Source organism: Rhodopseudomonas sp. WA056 (genome assembly GCF_010906995.1).
In the GTDB taxonomy this organism is placed as follows: Bacteria; Pseudomonadota; Alphaproteobacteria; order Rhizobiales; family Xanthobacteraceae; genus Rhodopseudomonas; species Rhodopseudomonas palustris_G.
In genome coordinates this window covers 56,140-72,649 of record NZ_QPFS01000001.1, presented here as the reverse complement: position 1 = coordinate 72,649, position 16,510 = coordinate 56,140, and the positions used below count along the sequence as shown (strand labels likewise).

General features: G+C 65.1%; 15 protein-coding genes. 6 read left to right on the top strand and 9 right to left on the bottom strand.

What is annotated here, in order from left to right:
- Positions 1 to 114: 114 nt before the first annotated feature.
- On the top strand, positions 115 to 891 hold the full coding sequence (locus DU475_RS00365) for a hypothetical protein (protein WP_164630043.1): 777 nt from the start codon (positions 115 to 117) through the stop codon (positions 889 to 891).
- Between the two features lie 99 nt (positions 892 to 990).
- Here the strand turns inward: DU475_RS00365 and DU475_RS00360 are convergent, their stop codons facing one another.
- Positions 991 to 1,467 carry an Hsp20 family protein gene (locus DU475_RS00360; protein ID WP_013500836.1) on the bottom strand — a complete coding sequence of 159 codons (477 nt, stop codon included), beginning with the start codon at positions 1,465 to 1,467 and terminating at the stop codon, positions 991 to 993.
- 216 nt (positions 1,468 to 1,683) lie between these two features.
- Here DU475_RS00360 and DU475_RS00355 point away from each other — a divergent pair, with 216 nt between their 5' ends.
- Together DU475_RS00355 and galU are read left to right on the top strand one after the other, a co-directional pair.
- Positions 1,684 to 2,628 carry an alpha/beta hydrolase gene (locus DU475_RS00355; protein ID WP_164630041.1) on the top strand — a complete coding sequence of 315 codons (945 nt, stop codon included), beginning with the start codon at positions 1,684 to 1,686 and terminating at the stop codon, positions 2,626 to 2,628.
- A 123-nt stretch (positions 2,629 to 2,751) separates the two neighbouring features.
- Positions 2,752 to 3,627 (top strand): UTP--glucose-1-phosphate uridylyltransferase GalU, encoded by an 876-nt coding sequence (galU, locus tag DU475_RS00350; protein WP_013500834.1) that lies wholly within the window; start codon positions 2,752 to 2,754, stop codon positions 3,625 to 3,627.
- A 27-nt stretch (positions 3,628 to 3,654) separates the two neighbouring features.
- On the opposite strand, the gene DU475_RS00345 is transcribed toward galU, so the two are convergent.
- The gene (locus tag DU475_RS00345; protein ID WP_164630039.1) at positions 3,655 to 5,163 is read right to left on the bottom strand and encodes a sensor domain-containing diguanylate cyclase; all 1,509 of its coding nucleotides are present in this window, start codon (positions 5,161 to 5,163) and stop codon (positions 3,655 to 3,657) included.
- 173 nt (positions 5,164 to 5,336) lie between these two features.
- Here DU475_RS00345 and DU475_RS00340 point away from each other — a divergent pair, with 173 nt between their 5' ends.
- Positions 5,337 to 5,609 (top strand): DUF7662 domain-containing protein, encoded by a 273-nt coding sequence (locus DU475_RS00340; RefSeq protein ID WP_013500832.1) that lies wholly within the window; start codon positions 5,337 to 5,339, stop codon positions 5,607 to 5,609.
- Positions 5,610 to 5,677: 68 nt separating this feature from the next.
- On the opposite strand, the gene DU475_RS00335 is transcribed toward DU475_RS00340, so the two are convergent.
- Positions 5,678 to 7,390: an outer membrane beta-barrel protein gene (locus DU475_RS00335; RefSeq protein ID WP_013500831.1), complete on the bottom strand. Its 1,713-nt coding sequence runs from the start codon at positions 7,388 to 7,390 to the stop codon at positions 5,678 to 5,680.
- A 205-nt stretch (positions 7,391 to 7,595) separates the two neighbouring features.
- Between DU475_RS00335 and DU475_RS00330 the strand changes: the two genes are divergently transcribed.
- Positions 7,596 to 8,609 (top strand): KpsF/GutQ family sugar-phosphate isomerase, encoded by a 1,014-nt coding sequence (locus tag DU475_RS00330; RefSeq protein ID WP_164630037.1) that lies wholly within the window; start codon positions 7,596 to 7,598, stop codon positions 8,607 to 8,609.
- 6 nt (positions 8,610 to 8,615) lie between these two features.
- Positions 8,616 to 9,500 carry a DUF3800 domain-containing protein gene (locus DU475_RS00325; protein ID WP_164630035.1) on the top strand — a complete coding sequence of 295 codons (885 nt, stop codon included), beginning with the start codon at positions 8,616 to 8,618 and terminating at the stop codon, positions 9,498 to 9,500.
- A gap of 126 nt (positions 9,501 to 9,626) precedes the next feature.
- On the opposite strand, the gene DU475_RS00320 is transcribed toward DU475_RS00325, so the two are convergent.
- From DU475_RS00320 to DU475_RS00295, 6 genes are all read right to left on the bottom strand, one after another.
- Positions 9,627 to 10,076: an NfeD family protein gene (locus tag DU475_RS00320; protein WP_164630034.1), complete on the bottom strand. Its 450-nt coding sequence runs from the start codon at positions 10,074 to 10,076 to the stop codon at positions 9,627 to 9,629.
- A 16-nt stretch (positions 10,077 to 10,092) separates the two neighbouring features.
- Positions 10,093 to 11,094, bottom strand: coding sequence for an SPFH domain-containing protein (locus DU475_RS00315; RefSeq protein ID WP_013500827.1), 1,002 nt, complete (start codon positions 11,092 to 11,094; stop codon positions 10,093 to 10,095).
- A gap of 207 nt (positions 11,095 to 11,301) precedes the next feature.
- Positions 11,302 to 12,339: a ferrochelatase gene (hemH, locus tag DU475_RS00310; protein WP_013500826.1), complete on the bottom strand. Its 1,038-nt coding sequence runs from the start codon at positions 12,337 to 12,339 to the stop codon at positions 11,302 to 11,304.
- A gap of 174 nt (positions 12,340 to 12,513) precedes the next feature.
- The gene (locus DU475_RS00305) at positions 12,514 to 13,680 is read right to left on the bottom strand and encodes a nickel/cobalt transporter (protein ID WP_164630032.1); all 1,167 of its coding nucleotides are present in this window, start codon (positions 13,678 to 13,680) and stop codon (positions 12,514 to 12,516) included.
- Positions 13,677 to 14,330 carry a DUF1007 family protein gene (locus DU475_RS00300; protein WP_013500824.1) on the bottom strand — a complete coding sequence of 218 codons (654 nt, stop codon included), beginning with the start codon at positions 14,328 to 14,330 and terminating at the stop codon, positions 13,677 to 13,679. The genes DU475_RS00305 and DU475_RS00300 overlap by 4 nt, the downstream gene beginning before the upstream one ends.
- A gap of 4 nt (positions 14,331 to 14,334) precedes the next feature.
- Positions 14,335 to 16,425: a M3 family metallopeptidase gene (locus tag DU475_RS00295; RefSeq protein WP_164630030.1), complete on the bottom strand. Its 2,091-nt coding sequence runs from the start codon at positions 16,423 to 16,425 to the stop codon at positions 14,335 to 14,337.
- Between the last annotated feature and the right edge of the window lie 85 nt (positions 16,426 to 16,510).

The window sequence follows — 16,510 nt, the reverse complement described above, 5'->3', positions numbered from 1 at the left end:
GTCGCCGCGGATTCACGCCAAATGCGCCGCGTTTGGGCCAACCCCCGGTCAAATTCCCCCGTGAGGCTCCCGCCCGCGCCACGCCGGAGTGGGCGCTGCAGGGAGCTTCGAACCATGAAATTCAAAGGGTGGGTGATGTCGGCCGGTCTAGCCGCGACCGCCGCAACCACGGCGATGGCCGATCCGCTGCCGGCCGGCGGCGCCGCAAGGCCGCCCGTCACCAGTGTGTCGGACATTCAGGGCTCTTACGCGGCGATGCCGCCGCCGCTGCGGCGAGAGACGCGCCACGCGGCGCCGCCGGTCGACGCGCTCGATGTGCTGTCGCCGGACGCAGTCACCCGGGCGGCACGCGCCGAAGGTTTCGCACCGCTCGGCTACCCGCGCCAACGCGGCCTCGTCTACACCATGGCGGTGATCAATCCGGACGGCGACGATGGTCGCCTGGTGATCGACGCCCGCACCGGCAGGCTGATCCGGTTCATGCCGGCGTGGCAGATGGGCGACCGGATGGAAGAGGTGACAGTCGCCAGCTACGGCCGGATTCAGGGCCTGCCGCGCTTCATCGAACGCAATCCGCCGCGGCCGCCGAAGCCGGTCGCGCGCGTCGCCGCCCGAAATCCGGCCACCCCGCTACCCCGGCCGTCGCCGCAGCACCCTGCGGGTGAAAAGGCAGCCAAGGCCGCTGGCGCCGACGCCGCCAAGGACGGCTCGAAGCCGGTGCTCGATCAGGCCAAGCAAGACGGAGCCCGCGCGCCGAAGCAGGACACCGCCACGGTCCAGACCTCGCCGGCCGTAACGCCATCGGCCGCGGGTCCGGCACCGGCCCAGGCAAAGTCATCCGCCACCATCCTCCCGACCGAACCGCTGCCGCCGGTGCAGACGTTGGAGTGAAGATGGCAGACCATCACACAAAAGCGCCCCGGTTGCCCGGGGCGCCTGCTTGGCTAGAGGTCTATGTAGCGACAGGGATTCGCCGAACGGCTCGCGGCGTTACGCGGCAGCCTTCTCGGTGTTGCTGGTGACCACCTGCGGGGCCGCCTGAGCATTGATGCTGATCGGAATGCTACGCGGTTTCTTCGCCTCGGGGATCTCGCGCACGAGGTCGACGTGCAGCAGCCCATTTTCGAGGCTGGCATTCTTCACCGTGACGTAGTCGGCGAGCTGGAACGCCCGCTCGAAGGCGCGCGCGGCGATACCGCGATACAGCACTTCGGCCTTGCCGGCCTCTTCACCGCCCTTCTCGCCCTTGATGGTCAGCGTGTTCTCCTTGCTGACGATCGACAGTTCGGACGGAGAGAATCCAGCGACCGCAACGGTGATGCGATACGCGTTCTCGCCGGTGCGCTCGATGTTGTAGGGCGGATAGCCGGGAGCCGCCGCGTCGGCGGACGTCTGGTCCAGCAGATTGAACAGCCGGTCGAAACCGATGGTGGACCGATAGAACGGGGTGAGATCGAAGCTACGCATGGTCAAAGTCCTCCTAGAAGCGACTATGTGACGACCCGCCCGCCATCGGGCCGGGCCATTCGTGCAGCCGGGAAGTCAGTTCCTGACCCCTTGGTGTGGCCTGCACCAAGATGATATGGGAGGGGTGTTTCGGGGTTCAAGAGGGGGCCCGAAGCTGTTCGCGCCAGCCGCATTCATCCCAATTTTCCAGGCATTTGCGCCCCTCCGGACCGGTCCATGACGCTCGTCTCGACTCCTGCCAATCCGGTGCCCGAAAACGCCGTCTCCGGTTTCATCAAGACGCCCGACGGGGTGAGCTTGCGGTTCGCGCGGTGGGAGCCGCCGGGGCATCGCAAGGGTACCGTGTGCGTCTTCACCGGACGCACCGAGCAGATCGAAAAGTACTTCGAAACGGTGCGCGACCTGCGCGATCGCGGCTTCGCGGTCGCGGCGCTCGACTGGCGCGGCCAGGGCCATTCGGAACGACGGCTGCGCGACTATCGCAAGGGCTATGTACGCAACTTCGCCGACTTCGAGGTCGACGTCGAAACCTTCGTCCGCGACGTGGTGCTGCCGGACTGCCCACCGCCACATTTCGCGCTGGCGCATTCGATGGGCGGAGCGGTGATGCTGCGCATCGCGCGCTCCGGCAAGCGCTGGTTCGACCGCATGGTGCTGTCGGCCCCGATGATCGACCTCGCCGGCAACACCACCGCACTGCCGATCAGGCTGCTGCTGCGCGCGATGCGGCTGGCCGGCCAGGGCGGCCGCTACGTGCCCGGCGGCAACGACGTGCTCGCCAACACCGAGCCGTTCGTCGGCAACAAGCTGACCTCGGACCCGGTGCGCTACGCCCGCAACGCCGCGATCGTCGTCGAAGACCCGACGCTGGGCCTCGCCTCGCCGACCGTGGCCTGGGCCGACTCCGCGTTCCGCGCGATGCACGCCTTCAAGGCCACCGACTACCCGTCGCAGATCCGGCAGCCGATCCTGATAACCGCCGCCGGCATGGACAGCGTGGTTTCGACTCCTGCGATCGAAGAGTTCGCCTATCATTTGCGCGCAGGCTCGCATCTGGTGATTCCCGGCGCCAAGCACGAAATCCTGCAGGAGCAGGATCGTTACCGCCAGCAGTTCTGGGCCGCGTTCGATGCTTTCGTACCGGGGACGCCGCTGTTCTGATGTGACATTCTGTCTCCGGCGACGCTGCGCGCCGCGTTTCGGAACTTCACACATCCGCCTTGGTTGCAGGCTGCAAGACCGTCCGGTTTCGCCGTCACGTCCCTCTCGAAAGATTCCCAGCTCATGAAAATCCGCAAAGCCGTCTTCCCGGTCGCCGGCCTCGGCACCCGCGTTCTCCCCGCCACCAAGGCGATGCCGAAGGAGATGCTGACGATCGTCGACAAGCCGTTGATCCAGTACGTCGTCGACGAAGCGCGGGAAGCGGGCATCGAACACTTCGTGTTCGTCACCGGGCGCAACAAGGGCATGATCGAGGACCACTTCGACCGTCAGTTCGAACTCGATGTCACGCTGGAGAAGCGCAACAAGAAGAATGAGATGGAGATCCTGGCGCGGGACCAGCCGGAGGCCGGCGCGATGAGCTTCACCCGCCAGCAGGCGCCGCACGGGCTCGGCCACGCGGTGTGGTGCGCGCGCGACATCGTCGGCAACGAGCCGTTCGCGGTGGTGCTGCCGGACGAATTGGTGCTCAATACTCCGGGCTGCCTGAAGCAGATGATCCAGGCCGCCGAGAAGCTCGGCGACAAGGCCAACGTCATCGCCGTGGAAGAAGTGCCGGCCGACCGCACCCACCAGTACGGCATCTGCGGCGTCGGCAAGCGGACCGGCAAGGTGTTCGAGGTCGACGGCATGGTCGAGAAACCGGCTCCCGGCACGGCGCCGTCGAACCTGTCGATCACCGGGCGCTACATCCTGCAGCCCGAGATCTTCAAGATCCTGGCGACGCAGGAGCGCGGCGCCGGCGGCGAGATTCAACTCACCGACGCGATGATCGGGCTGTCGAAGACCCAGAAATTCTATGGCGTGGAGTTCGAGGGCGAGCGACACGACTGCGGATCGAAGGCCGGCTTCCTGCGCGCCAACATCGCGTTTGCAATGCAGCGCGACGACCTGCGCGACGCCCTGATCGACGACATGAAGCGTTATCTCGACAAATAATCGCGCGGTACCGAAGCGCCGGAGAGGTTACGCCACCAGCGTGACCTCGCCCCGCACGGCGACGACGCAGCGGTTGCGGCCGAGCTCCTTGGCTGCATACAGCGCGCGGTCGGCGGCCTCGACCAGATCGTGCCACTGATGCGCGGCAGCCGGTGTGGTGCTGGCGACCCCGACCGACACGGTCACGCCGCCTTCGATATCCGACCATTCCTGGACCTTGCGCCGGATGGTTTCGGCCACGGCTTCGGCCGCCGATGCCGTCAGGCCAGGCAGCAGCACGGCAAATTCCTCGCCGCCAAATCTCGCGGCGCAGTCGCCCGCGCGTTGTACGGTATCTGCAATGCACACTGCGATGCCGACCAGCATCTGATCGCCGGCCTGATGACCGAAGCGGTCGTTGTAAGCCTTGAAGTGATCGGCATCGATCATCAGCAGCGCGATCGGGGTGTTCTGCCGGATGGCGCGGCGCCATTCTGTGTCGATCGCCGCATCGAATTTGCGCCGGTTGGTCAGGCCGGTCAGCGGATCAGTGATGGCGAGTTCCTCGAGTTGGCGCTCGGCCTGAGCCCGACGATCGATCTCGCGAAGAAAGAACACCGTCACGGCGGCCACGAAAGTGGCGAGAACCAACAGCACGATGCCGATCCAGGTCGCCTCGCGGCGCCACATCGCGTAGATGTCGTCCCACGACTTCGCCACCAGCACCACCAGCGGCTTGGTGCTGTCGCTCCAGACGAACATCCGCTGCACGCCGTCCACCGTTCCCACACCCGCAAACCAGCCGTTGCGACGTTCGAACATCTTCTGGACGCCCGGCGTGAACATCATGTTCTTGCCGATCAGCTCTTGGGTGAACGGGTTGCGGACCACCAGGGTGCCGTCCTGGGCGATCACCGCGATCATGTCGTTGGGCCGAAGCCGCAGCCGCTTGAACAGATCCTGGAAGTAGCCGAACTTGATCGAGCCGGCGACGACGCCGAGGAACTGCCCGCCGGGACCGTTGATCCTTCGGCTGACCACCACCGAATATTGACCGTCGAGCTGCTGCGGGCCGCTGATGTACAGCCCGAAATACGGCTCGTCGCGATGGACGGCGAAGAACGGCTGGTCGCTCCGGTTCTCCTTTGCCGGGTGCAGCACCGCCGAATCGCGGGTCAGGTCGCCGTGCTCGTCATAGACCCGGATCGCGCCGAGATGCGGAGCCGGAACGAGATGATCGAACAGGATCAAGCGATCGATCGGCGGGGAGACGGAACGCAGTTCGGGCAGCAGCAGATTATTGGCGACCGAACGCAGCGAGGCGTCGTACAGTTCGATGTTGCGATTGATGTCGGCATCGATCGAGGCGGCGAGATTCTCCAGCGTCTGTCGCGCCAGTTCTTCGGCGCCACGCCGCATATCGAGCAGCACGCTGCCGCACACCGCGGAAAAACCCAGCACGGTCACCAGCGAGAATCCCACCATCAGCCTGGCCGAGATCCGGCGGCGGCGGTGGATCTCTTTCTTGATGGTGTCGAGAAGACCGTGCGTATCCATCGGAACAGGTTCTACGCAATGTCTTGCGGAGCGCTTAAGTTGAGCTATTGACATAGCGTGCGGTTAACACCCGCTTTCACCCCGGGCCGTAAGCCCTGGCCGATGAACGAACCCGGCGACACGCCGAGGCGTTCGGTCGCCCTCCTCCCTTCCGAACCATCTTGACGTGGCCGATGAAGAACTTCGAACCATTACGAGAGTACCTTGCCCGGCAGACCGTACCGGAGCTTGTGCTGAGCATGGCCGAGATCGAGGAGATGCTGGGCTTCGACCTGCCGCGCGCATCGCAACGTGCCGCCTGGTGGGATTCGACCTATGCGCCGGACGAGCACATGCCGCAGCGGGAAGCCTGCCTCGCCGCCGGCTACATCGCCACCCGGCTGCCGGACGGTTCCGGCGTGCGCTTCAGGCGAATGAAGACCGATCGTTCACGCTGGCGAGGCTGATGTAGCGCGTGCGCCGGGAGGCCTGCCCCGTTTGCAGTTCCCCGGCTTGTCTCGGGTGCTCTGCCGCTTCAGTTCTGCAGCCGGACGCTGAGCATCACCACGGTGGCGTCGTAACTGCCCCCGACGACATTGGAATCCAGCTTGTCGTAGCGGAGCTGGCCCTTCACCCATAACGACCGGTTCAGCTTGTAGATCAGATTGCCTTCGATCGAGTTGAGCCGATCGGAGCGGCCGGAGCCCCGGTAGTCGTAGGTGGCGTAGGTGAATTTGCCGATCGCGGTCAGCCAGCGTCGCAAATCGTGGTCGACCTCGGCCGTATAGGTGTGGGTGAACACACCCGAGACCCCGGGCAAAGGCGATTCGGCGATCGTGGTGTCGGCGTTGAACTTCACCGTGGTCAGCGGCGTCACCGTCCACACCAGCGAGGCGGCAGTGAGCAGGCCGCCGAGCTTTTCCAGTCGCGGATCGACATAGGTCCGCGCTGCGTAGCCAATCGAGACTTCGCCGGTCAACAGCCGCGTCAGCTCGAAGCTGGTGCCACCCTTGGCGTAGCCGCCCTCCGAACCACGCAGGTATTTGTAGCGGTCGACCGGAAGGTCGTGCACGCGGGTATCGCCCTCGACTTCGACGAACGGCTTCAATCCCGGCTTCAGTTCATAGCTGACCCGACCGACGGCTCCGTATTGATTGTAGTTGCGGTCCTTGTTGGAGTCGCTGGTGCCGTCGGTGAGCTGTGAATCCTGATACATGGTGCGATCGAAATTGCCGACCACCGTGACCTGCAGACGGTTGAAGCTCTGATCGATGCCGCCCGAAAATCCGGTGGTGGTGAACACCGGATATTTCATCAGGCCAGCCTGGATGTTCGGGCTGCCCGGGTTGTCGGTGCCGACGATCAGCCGGCCCTGGCCGATCAGGCGGGTGTCGCGGCTGGCATCGATCCGGCCGTCGACATGGCCGTTGAATTCCGGCCGATCGAGACTGATCGGCGCCGGCGAAACCGTGCCGGCCGGCGGATTGAAGTCGTGGCCGTACCCGGTGAACGCGCCGCGCAGATCTGCGACCAGCGCATGCCGTTCCCAATCCGACGTGATCATCAGTTCCGGCGACACCTTGTAGAAGCCGGAGCCGCGCGCGGTGTTGGTGCGGGCGGGGTTGGAATCGTAGCCGCCCCCGACTTCGAGCGCGCCCTTGATCAGAAAGCTGCCGGCGTAGTCACCGACAGCACCGAACGGATCGTTGTCGAGCTTGAGCTGCCGCCGGGGTGGCTGGCCCGGCACCCGGCCGGCAAGCGCGGGCGGCAATGGCGGCTTGGCGGCGGTCTGCGACGGCGGCAGCGGGCGCGCCGGTGGCGGCGTCGGGGTCACCATCGGCGAGGCGGGACCGATCGACTTCGGCCGAGGCGCGCCGGGATAGTAGGTCGGCTTCTGGCGCCTGCGGTTGAGCGCGTCATAGGCGACGCCGGTGTTGCCCCGATTGGCATCGTCGGAGCCGGACTTCCATCCGGTCGTCGAGGTCGAGCGCAGCGGCGGGCCGGCATCATCGCCCGGCTGCACGAAGACGTTGCCGGCCCGAAGCGTCCCGGCTGTCGCGCTGCCCGGAGTCGGCCGCAACGGCAAGTCCTGGGCTGCGACGAAACCGCCCCGCTGGGGATTGAACAGATCGCGCGTCAGACTCTGCGCACCCGCGGGAGCTGTGGCAACCGCAGCGAGCGACAGGCATGCGGCGCCGGCGCACAAACTTGCGCGGGGGCGGCGGCCCGGTGCTGGAGCCCACGTCACGACAGCAAAAAACTCCAACGAAATCAGAATCCTGGACCAAGGCGGCGGGAGCGCACGGCGCTCCTCATCGTTAATGGAGTTAAAACAACTATGGTTAAGGAGCGGTTGAGAAACGGGTGGAGCCGCGACGCGCCGCGTCGCATCCCGGCCGGCACCATGCTAGGAAGGGCCCCGGCCGCATCGCGGCCCATGCCGGAGACCCTGCATGGCACTGTCCAAAACCCGCATCACGACACACGCAATGAGCGAGCAAGCCGCCGCAGCAATTCCCTCGGCCCTGCGCACCCTGGAGGCCGAAGCCAGCGGGGTGACGGCGCTCGCCACCGCGCTGCAAGCCGATCTCGGCGTGCGCTTCGCCGCCACCATCGACCTCATTCAAAACGCCAAGGGCCGGTTGATCATCACCGGGCTCGGCAAGTCCGGCCATATCGGCCGCAAGATTGCCGCGACCTTTGCGTCGACAGGCACCCCGGCATTCTTCGTGCACGCCTCCGAGGCGAGTCACGGCGACCTCGGCATGATCACCGCCGACGACATCATTCTGGCGCTGTCGTGGTCCGGCGAGCAGCCGGAAATGAAGAACCTGATCAACTACGCCAAGCGGTTCAAGATCGCGCTGGTGGCGATGACCTCGGATCCGACATCGACGCTGGCGACCGCGGCCGATGTGTCGCTGACGCTGCCGAAGGCCCGCGAGGCCTGCCCGCACAATTTGGCGCCGACGACCTCGTCGCTGATGATGCTGGCGCTCGGCGATGCGCTCGCCATTGCTCTTCTGGAAAGTCGCGGCTTTAGCCCGAGAGACTTCAGCGTGCTGCACCCCGGCGGCAAACTCGGCGCGATGCTGAAATATGCCCGCGACCTGATGCACACCGGCGAGGCGGTGCCGCTGAAGCCGCTCGGCACCCGAATGTCGGACGCGCTGGTCGAGATGTCCGCCAAAGGCTTCGGCTGCGTCGGCATCATCGACAGCAACGGCCAGATCGCCGGCATCGTCACCGACGGCGACCTCCGCCGCAACATGCGGCCGGACCTGATGACCGCGACCGTCGACGAGGTGATGACGCGGAATCCGAAGACGATCAGCCCGAACCTGCTCGCCGGTCAGGCGCTGGAACTGCTGAACTCCTCGAAGATCACCGCGCTGCTGGTGGCCGAAGGCAAGAAGCCGCTCGGCATCGTGCATCTGCACGACCTGCTGCGGGCCGGGGTGGCGTAGGCTACCATGAGCTGGCTGTTCTTCATCGACGAGAGCGGCCACGATCACAAGAACACGCCGCTCGAAGTCAGAGGCGGGATAGCGCTCCACACGGGGAAACTCTGGAGCTTCGTGCAGGGCTGGCAGCGGTTAGAGGAAGACGCCTTCGGGACACGGCTAGCTGTATACCAGAAGGAAGCCAAGGGCGCGAAACTGCTGAGCGGAGACCGCTTCAATTGGGCCGCTCAGGGCGAGCCACTGATCGGCCAGGAACGCCGAAAGCTTGCCCGCGCTTTTCTCGATAAGGGAGTTCGTCGGCAGCCGCCAACGCGGCCCGAGTTCACCGCCTACGGACAAGCCTGTTTGGAGATGGCGCGCGGCGCGTTCGAACTGATGATCTCCCACGAAGCCAGACTGTTCGCCTGCGCGATTCCGAGAGGGACCAAACAGCCGAACGGGTTCAAGCACGTTGACTATCTCCGTAAGGATCACGTCTTTCTGTTCGAACGCGTCTACTATTTTCTCGAAGCCCAGCATGAACATGGGCTGATCGTCATGGACGAGAGCGAGAAAACGCTCGACAAGAAGTTCGTTTCAAGGATGGAGAGTTACTTCACGAGAACCGCAACAGGGCGAAATCGCTCCTATTGGATCGTTCCTGCGCCACTTTTTGTATCATCGGAGATGACAGTTGCCGTCCAGGCTGCAGACATCTGCCTTTATTGCATAAACTGGGGCTTCCGCCCTGTGGCATGGGGAAAAGAACTAACGAGCCGCTCCGAGATCGCTCGAGAGTTCGGTCCGAAACTAGCTCGCTTGCAGTGGGAGGGAGATGGATACAGGGACCAACAGGTCTTCAAGACACGGGGAATAGTCCTCGTGCTCGATCCGTATGGAGACGCCTCCAAATAGAAAAGGAGGCAATGCTCCGACTGATCTCCGCAAGGGATTTCAACCGGACCGAGCCTCCGTGTTAAATATGATCATAGCTGCGACCTATGTCAATGTGGCCATCTTTCGCGGCCAGAACGTTCGAGTCTAAACCGCAGCCACCGTCAGCTTCGCTCCATCCGCCGCCACGATCCGCACCCGGCTGCCGGCTGGCGTATCCGGGCCGAACACCCGCCAGACGGTATCGTCGATCCGCACCGCGCCGACGCCGCCTTCGATCGGCTTTTCCAGGGTGAATTCGCGCCCCACCAAAGCATCGGTTCGACGGTTGAGGTGCGGGTTGGTCGCATGAACCTCGACATCGCCGCCGCGCGCCAGCCGCCGCCACAGCGGCACCGCAGCCGCTGCGAACAGCCCGAACAACAGAATCTGGAGCTGCCATCCGGGCTCCAGCAGCAGCGCCAGCAGACCAACCAGCAATGCAGCGAGGCCGAGCCAGAACAGAAACACCCCCGGCGCCAGCAACTCCAGGGCCATCAGCGCCAGACCGAAAATCAGCCAGTTCCAAGCCCCGAGCGCGGTGAACATTCCGGTCATGGCGGCAACCTCCGTCTCACCGTGCGGGCGGCACCGGCGTCGTCGGCGGCACCGAACCGCGGCGTGCAGCAGCCTGCGCGGAGGAGGCCGCGCTCTCGCCAAAGGTCGCCTTGGCGATCTCGCCGATGCCGGCAAGCGAGCCGAGCATGCTCATCGCCTCGACCGGCAGCATGATCACCTTCTGGTTCGGCGATTCGGCGAGCTGGCCGAACGCCTTGATGTATTTGTCGGCGATGAAGTAGTTCAGAGCCGCGACATCGCCCTTGCCGATCGCTTCCGACACCATCTGGGTGGCCCGCGCTTCGGCTTCGGCGGAGCGCTCGCGCGCCTCGGCGTCGCGGAACGCGGCTTCGCGACGGCCCTCGGCCTGCAGGATCTGCGCCTGCTTGGCGCCCTCGGCGCGCAGAATCTCCGACTGACGCTGACCTTCGGCCTGCAGGATGTCGGCGCGCTTTTCTCGCTCGGCCTTCATCTGCCGCCCCATCGCCTGCACCAGATCGGCCGGCGGCGCGATGTCCTTGATTTCGATGCGGTTGACCTTCAATCCCCACGGCGACACCGCAGCGTCGACCACGCGCAGCAGCCGCTCGTTGATCTCGTCACGATGCGACAGCACCGCATCGAGATCCATCGAGCCCATCACCGAGCGAATGTTGGTCATGGTCAGCACCACGATCGCCTGATTGAGATCGGCGACCTCGTAGCTCGCCTTGGCGGCATCGAACACCTGATAGAACGCCACGCCGTCCACCGTCACGGTGGCGTTGTCCTTGGTGATCACTTCCTGTTCGGGAATCTCGATCACCTGCTCCATCATGTTCACCTTGCGGCCGACACGATCGAAATACGGAATGATCAAGTTGAGCCCGGGAGGCAGCGTCCGGGTGAACTTGCCGAACCGCTCGATCGTCCAGTCGAACCCCTGCGGAACCGTCTTGACGCCGGCGAACAGCGTCAGGATCACCAGCAGGACGAGAACGATGACGAAGACATCGAACCCGCTGAGATCATAAAACATGCAAACTCTCCTCGCCGGATTTCGCCTTTCGCGCCGGCATGGTGATGGCTGCGCCGGCCGGACGCAACCCTGGTGAGTCGCCGCCGCAGCGAGGCAGGTTCGAGAGTGACGGAATTGAGCAGAGGCTGACTGTAGCCGACAACCAGCAGCCAGCCTCGACTAAGGCTGGCCTTGATCAAAGCCGGCCTTGATTCGAGCCAGCCTTGATTAGAGCCAGCCTTGCAGTTCGCGCAGCACGAGCTGGCGGATCACCTGAATGCCTGCGTCGGAATCATTGAGGCAAGGGATCGCGGTGAACTCCTCGCCGCCGTGCTCCATGAAGATCTCGGCATTTTCCTGCGCGATCTCCTCGAGGGTCTCCAGGCAATCGGCCGAGAATCCGGGCATCACAACGGCGATCTTGCGCACGCCTTTGCTGGCCAGCGCCTCGATGGTCTTGTCGGTGTAGGGCTGCAGCCATTGGTCGAAACCGAATCGCGACTGGAAGGTCAGCAGCAGCTTGTCGTCGGCGAGGCCCATTCGCTCGCGCAGCGCCTCGACGGTCGCCACGCACTGCGCCTGATACGGGTCGCCCTTGTCGATATAGGCCTGCGGCATGCCGTGGAACGAGGCCACGATCAATTCCGGCTCGAACGACAGCGAAGCGAGGTGCGATCTGATCGAGGTCGCCAGCGCGTCGATATAGGCCGGATCGCGATAATACGGCGGCGTCACCCGCAACGTCGGCTGGGCGCGGAGTTCGCGCAGCACGCGGAACGCCTGGTCGCACACCGTCGCCGAGGTCGCGGCGGAATATTGCGGATACAGCGGCACCACCAGCAGCCGGGTGCAGCCCTTGGCCACCAGCGCCTCGATCCGGTCGCGCAGCGACGGGTTGCCGTAGCGCATCGCCCAGTCGACGATCAGATGGCCACGGTCGGACAGCGATGCGGCGACCTTTTCGGCCTGGGCGCGGGTGATGGTCTTGAGCGGCGACTCGTTCTTTTCGTGGTTCCAGATCTTCTGGTAGTCCTTGGCCTTTCGGGCCGGACGGGTATTCAGAATGATGCCGTTGAGCGCCAGCTTCCAGAACAGACCCTGGTTTTCGATCACCCGCGGATCGGACAGGAACTCGCGCAGGTAAATGCGCACGCCCTTGGTGTCGCAACTGTCGGGGGTGCCGAGGTTGACCAACAGCACACCGACCCGCTCCGGCGCGGGCGCCAGGGCGATCGCAGGTCCATGGATCGGAACAATGACGCTCATATTGCTGCTTGGCTTCGCGCTTTGGACTATCGTTGTCAAGACGATGCGGTGACGTTCGGTGCGTCGTGCACCGCGGCATCCCGCTCGGCGGACCGTGGTGTCCTGATCATCTACGCACGAAACGCCGCTGGGTTTTGCCGCAGCCGCTCGAGACGCAGATTTGCAGGCCGGTGGTTAAAGACACGTCACACGTTCGGCTGCGACATATCCTAGGAGAAGTCCGCAGCCGAGCAGCAGCACCACACCGGCTGCGCCAAACTCCAGCCCACGCATCACCAGCATGCCGCCGCCATCGCGCTGTGCGGCGAGCTTGCGGGCCAGCCCCTTTGCCGACACCGCAGCCACCGCGATGGTCGCGACCGTGATCGCGGTGCCCAGCGCCATGACGAAAGTGGCGACGATCCCGGCCCAGAACAAGCCCTGAGCCAGCGCAAACACCATCAGAAGGATCGCGCCGGAACATGGGCGGATGCCGACCGTCAGCACCGCGGCCAGTCCGCGCCGCCAGCCGCCGGGGCCGGCGAGCGCACTGGGTTCCGGCCCGTGCGAATGGCCGCAATGGTCACAAGCTTCGCCGGGGCCGTGGTGATGGTGGTGTTCGTCGTGGGCATGGTTGTGCGCGGAACCGTGGTCATGCCCGTGGTCATGGTGGTCGGCGTGGGCCGCGCGGGCATGGGCATGGCCGTGCGCGCCATGGTGGTGATCGTGATCGTGGTGATGGTGGTCGTGGTCCACCAGCGCCGCCGGCACCCCGGCCATCGCGAGCTGCGGCTTGCGCATCGATGCCTGCAGCGCGCGGAAGAAGCCACCGCCCTTGATCCAGACCAGCCGGGCGCCGAACAGTGCGATCAGCGCGTAGCTGCCGATCTCGATGGCCCGCTCGGCGCTGCACATCGTGCTGGCGGTGGCGTTGAGCAGCCAGGCACAGACTCCGACGATCGTCACCGCGACCACCGCCTGCAGCATCGCCGAGACGAACGACAGCGCAATGCCGCGCCGCGCGGTCTCTTCATTGGCGACCAGATAGGACGAGATCACCGCCTTGCCGTGGCCCGGCCCGGCGGCATGGAACACGCCGTAGGCGAACGAAATGCCGAGCAGCGTCCACACCGCACTGCCATCGGCCTTGGCGGCGCGGATCGTCGCCGACATCTGCTTGTAGAACGCCGATTGCTGCGCCAGCAGCCAGCCGACGATGCCCCCGGCCTGCGGCTCCGGCGCACCCTTCGGCGCACCGAACGGGTTGTGCGCGAATGCCGCATGCAGCGTGGCGTCGCCGAGCACGAGCGCGGCGATGCAGACGAACAAGGTGACAAACGCAAACCGGCGATGAGACGTCATGGGCAGGTCACCGCGATCTTGTTGGCGAACATCGCGCCATAGTTGGAATTGTCGCCGCTCAGGAAGTTGTCCTCGCTCATCCGCTGTGCGGTAGCGGTGCCGTCGTTCGGTCGCTGGAAACTCACCGTGCAGCCGGGCGGCGCGCCGACCAATCCGACCGGATTCTTCTCGACGAACGAGAAGTCGATGAAATAGCTCGGATCGAACACCTCGACCGACAATTCGTTGCTCTTCACCGGGGTCTTCAGCGGCAGGAAGAAGTGCAGCGTCAGCACGCTGTCCTTGTAGGACAGATAATAGTCGACCGGTTCGCCGAATTTCTGCTTCTTGCCGCCGGCCTTGGCGAAGGTGAAGTAAGCGAATTCCTTCAGCGACTCGACGTTGGTCTGCGCCAACGGCGCCAGATCCTCTCGGGTGTAGACGCCCTTCTGCTTCGGCTCGATGCCCTGGATCGCATACGCCGTGAACATGTCGTCGAACGCCCAGGAATGCCGCACGCCGGTGAACGTGCCGTCCGGCGCATAGACCAGTTCGCTCGTCGAGGTCACCCAGACGTGCGGGTGCGCGTCGGCGGTGCCGAAGCCGACCAAGGCCAGCACGGCCGCGACCAGCGCGGAACGGACGGCGACACCGCGAACGAGGCCGATCATGCGGCTACGCGGCCTCCGGCGTGTCGAGCAGGCCGCGGCGGCGCAGCAGCGCGTCGGGCTCCGGCTTGCGGCCACGGAACGCCACATAGGCTTCCTCCGGATCGCGCGAGCCGCCGGACGCATAGATGTCGTCACGCAGCCGCTTCGCCACGTCGGCTGCGAAGATATCCCCGGCCTCCTCGAACGCGCCGAACGCATCGGCGTCCATCACCTCGCTCCACATGTAGCTGTAGTAGCCCGAGGCGTAGTGATCGCCGGAGAAGATGTGACCGAACTGGGTCGGCCGGTGCCGAAGCGCGATCTCTTCCGGCATGCCGATCTTGTCGAGTTCCTTGCGCTCGAACGCGCGGATCTCGCCGATGCCGGCGGCGGGCTGGGTGTGGAATTCGAGATCGAGCAGCGCCGAGGAGACGAATTCGACGGTGGCGAAGCCCTGGCCGAACTTGCGGGCCGCGATGAAGCGTTGAAGCAGATCGTCGGGCAGCGGCTCGCCGGTCTGATAGTGCCGGGCGAACTGCCGCAGCACCTGCGGCTGCTCCTGCCAGTGCTCGTAGAGCTGCGACGGCAGTTCGACGAAATCGGTGAACACGCTGGTGCCGGACAGCGACGGGTAGGTCACATCCGACAGCATGCCGTGCAGGCCGTGGCCGAACTCGTGAAACAGGGTGCGGGCATCGTCCGGCGACAACAGCGACGGCTCGCCACCGGCGCCCTTGGCGAAGTTGCAGACGTTGATGATCAGCGGCGCCACCGCGCCATCGAGCTTCTGCTGATCGCGCAGCGACGTCATCCAGGCGCCTGAGCGTTTCGACGGCCGGGCGTAATAGTCGCCGTAGAACAGACCGCGGTGCGCACCGTCCTGATCCTTCACCTCCCACACCCGGACGTCCGGATGCCACACCGGCACGTCCTTGCGCTCCTCGAACGCGATGCCGAACAGCCGGGTGGCGGTGTCGAACGCCGCGGCGATCATGCCGTCCAGCGTCAGATACGGTTTGATCGCGGCGTCGTCGAAATTGGCGCGGCGCTGACGCAGCTTCTCGGCGTAATAGCGCCAGTCCCACGGCGCCAGCTTGAAGTTGCCGCCCTCTTCGGCGACCAGCTCCTGCAGCGCATCGCGGTCGGCGAGCACACGAGCCCGCGCCGGCTTCCAGACCCGCTCGAGCAGGCCGCGCACCGCCTCCGGGGTCTTGGCCATCGAGTCTTCAAGGCGGTAAGCCGCAAACGTCGGATAGCCGAGCAACCTGGCGCTTTCCTCGCGCAGACTGAGAATCTCGCCGATGATCGCGTTGTTGTCGTTGCCGTTGCCGTTGTCGCCCCGGGCGATGAAGGCCCGATACACCTTCTCGCGCAGGTCGCGCCGGCTCGACATCTTCAGGAACGGCTCGACCGACGACCGCGACAGCGTCACCACCGCCTTTCCGGACAGGCCGCGCTCTTCAGCCGCAGCGCGCGCCGCGGCCACGAAGCTGTCGGGCAGGCCCTCGGTGTCGCCGTCGCCGAGCTCCATCATCCAGTCCTGCTCGTCGCCGAGCAGATGATGGCTGAAGCTGGTGCCGAGCTGCGCCAGACGTTCGTTGATCTCGGCCATGCGTGCCTTGGCGGTCTCGTCGAGGCCGGCGCCGGCACGGTGGAAGCGGGTATAGGTGCGGTCGAGCAGCCGGCTCTGCTCCGGCGTCAGGCAGAGGCTGTCGCGCTTGTCGCGCAGCGCCGCGATCCGGCCGAACAGCACCGCATTCATCATGATCGGATTCCAGTGCCGCGCCATCCGCAGCGACACCTCTTCGTCGATCTTCAACAGTTCCGGGCTCGAATGCGCCGACACCAGATCGTAAAACACCGCAGCGACCCGGTTCAGCAGCTTCCCGGATCGCTCCAGCGCCGTGACGGTGTTGTCGAAGTCCGGCTCGGTCGGATCGTTGACGATCGCAGCGATCTCCGCAGAGTGGTCGGCGAATGCCTGCTCGAACGCCGGCATGAAGTGCTCGGGCATGATCTCGGCGAACGGCGGCGTCTCGAACGGAGTGGCCCAGGCGGCCAGCAGCGGATTGCCGACGTCAGCGGGTGCGGCAATCGGTCCGAAGCTCTCTGACATCGATCCATCCTGAATTCGGGTCTGGGAAACGTCCGACATATACCATCGGGTGAGGCTTTTTTGCGCCCAGTTTCCCGTGGCCGTG

Excerpts from the sequence above, each read along its gene's own strand:
- DU475_RS00365 (WP_164630043.1), top strand. The coding sequence starts at position 115 with ATGAAATTCAAAGGGTGGGTGATGTCGGCCGGTCTAGCCGCGACCGCC.
- DU475_RS00360 (WP_013500836.1), bottom strand. The coding sequence starts at position 1,467 with ATGCGTAGCTTCGATCTCACCCCGTTCTATCGGTCCACCATCGGTTTC.
- DU475_RS00355 (WP_164630041.1), top strand. The coding sequence starts at position 1,684 with ATGACGCTCGTCTCGACTCCTGCCAATCCGGTGCCCGAAAACGCCGTC.
- galU (WP_013500834.1), top strand. The coding sequence starts at position 2,752 with ATGAAAATCCGCAAAGCCGTCTTCCCGGTCGCCGGCCTCGGCACCCGC.
- DU475_RS00345 (WP_164630039.1), bottom strand. The coding sequence starts at position 5,163 with ATGGATACGCACGGTCTTCTCGACACCATCAAGAAAGAGATCCACCGC.
- DU475_RS00340 (WP_013500832.1), top strand. The coding sequence starts at position 5,337 with ATGAAGAACTTCGAACCATTACGAGAGTACCTTGCCCGGCAGACCGTA.
- DU475_RS00330 (WP_164630037.1), top strand. The coding sequence starts at position 7,596 with ATGGCACTGTCCAAAACCCGCATCACGACACACGCAATGAGCGAGCAA.
- DU475_RS00325 (WP_164630035.1), top strand. The coding sequence starts at position 8,616 with ATGAGCTGGCTGTTCTTCATCGACGAGAGCGGCCACGATCACAAGAAC.
- DU475_RS00320 (WP_164630034.1), bottom strand. The coding sequence starts at position 10,076 with ATGACCGGAATGTTCACCGCGCTCGGGGCTTGGAACTGGCTGATTTTC.
- DU475_RS00315 (WP_013500827.1), bottom strand. The coding sequence starts at position 11,094 with ATGTTTTATGATCTCAGCGGGTTCGATGTCTTCGTCATCGTTCTCGTC.
- hemH (WP_013500826.1), bottom strand. The coding sequence starts at position 12,339 with ATGAGCGTCATTGTTCCGATCCATGGACCTGCGATCGCCCTGGCGCCC.
- DU475_RS00305 (WP_164630032.1), bottom strand. The coding sequence starts at position 13,680 with ATGACGTCTCATCGCCGGTTTGCGTTTGTCACCTTGTTCGTCTGCATC.
- DU475_RS00300 (WP_013500824.1), bottom strand. The coding sequence starts at position 14,330 with ATGATCGGCCTCGTTCGCGGTGTCGCCGTCCGTTCCGCGCTGGTCGCG.
- DU475_RS00295 (WP_164630030.1), bottom strand. The coding sequence starts at position 16,425 with ATGTCAGAGAGCTTCGGACCGATTGCCGCACCCGCTGACGTCGGCAAT.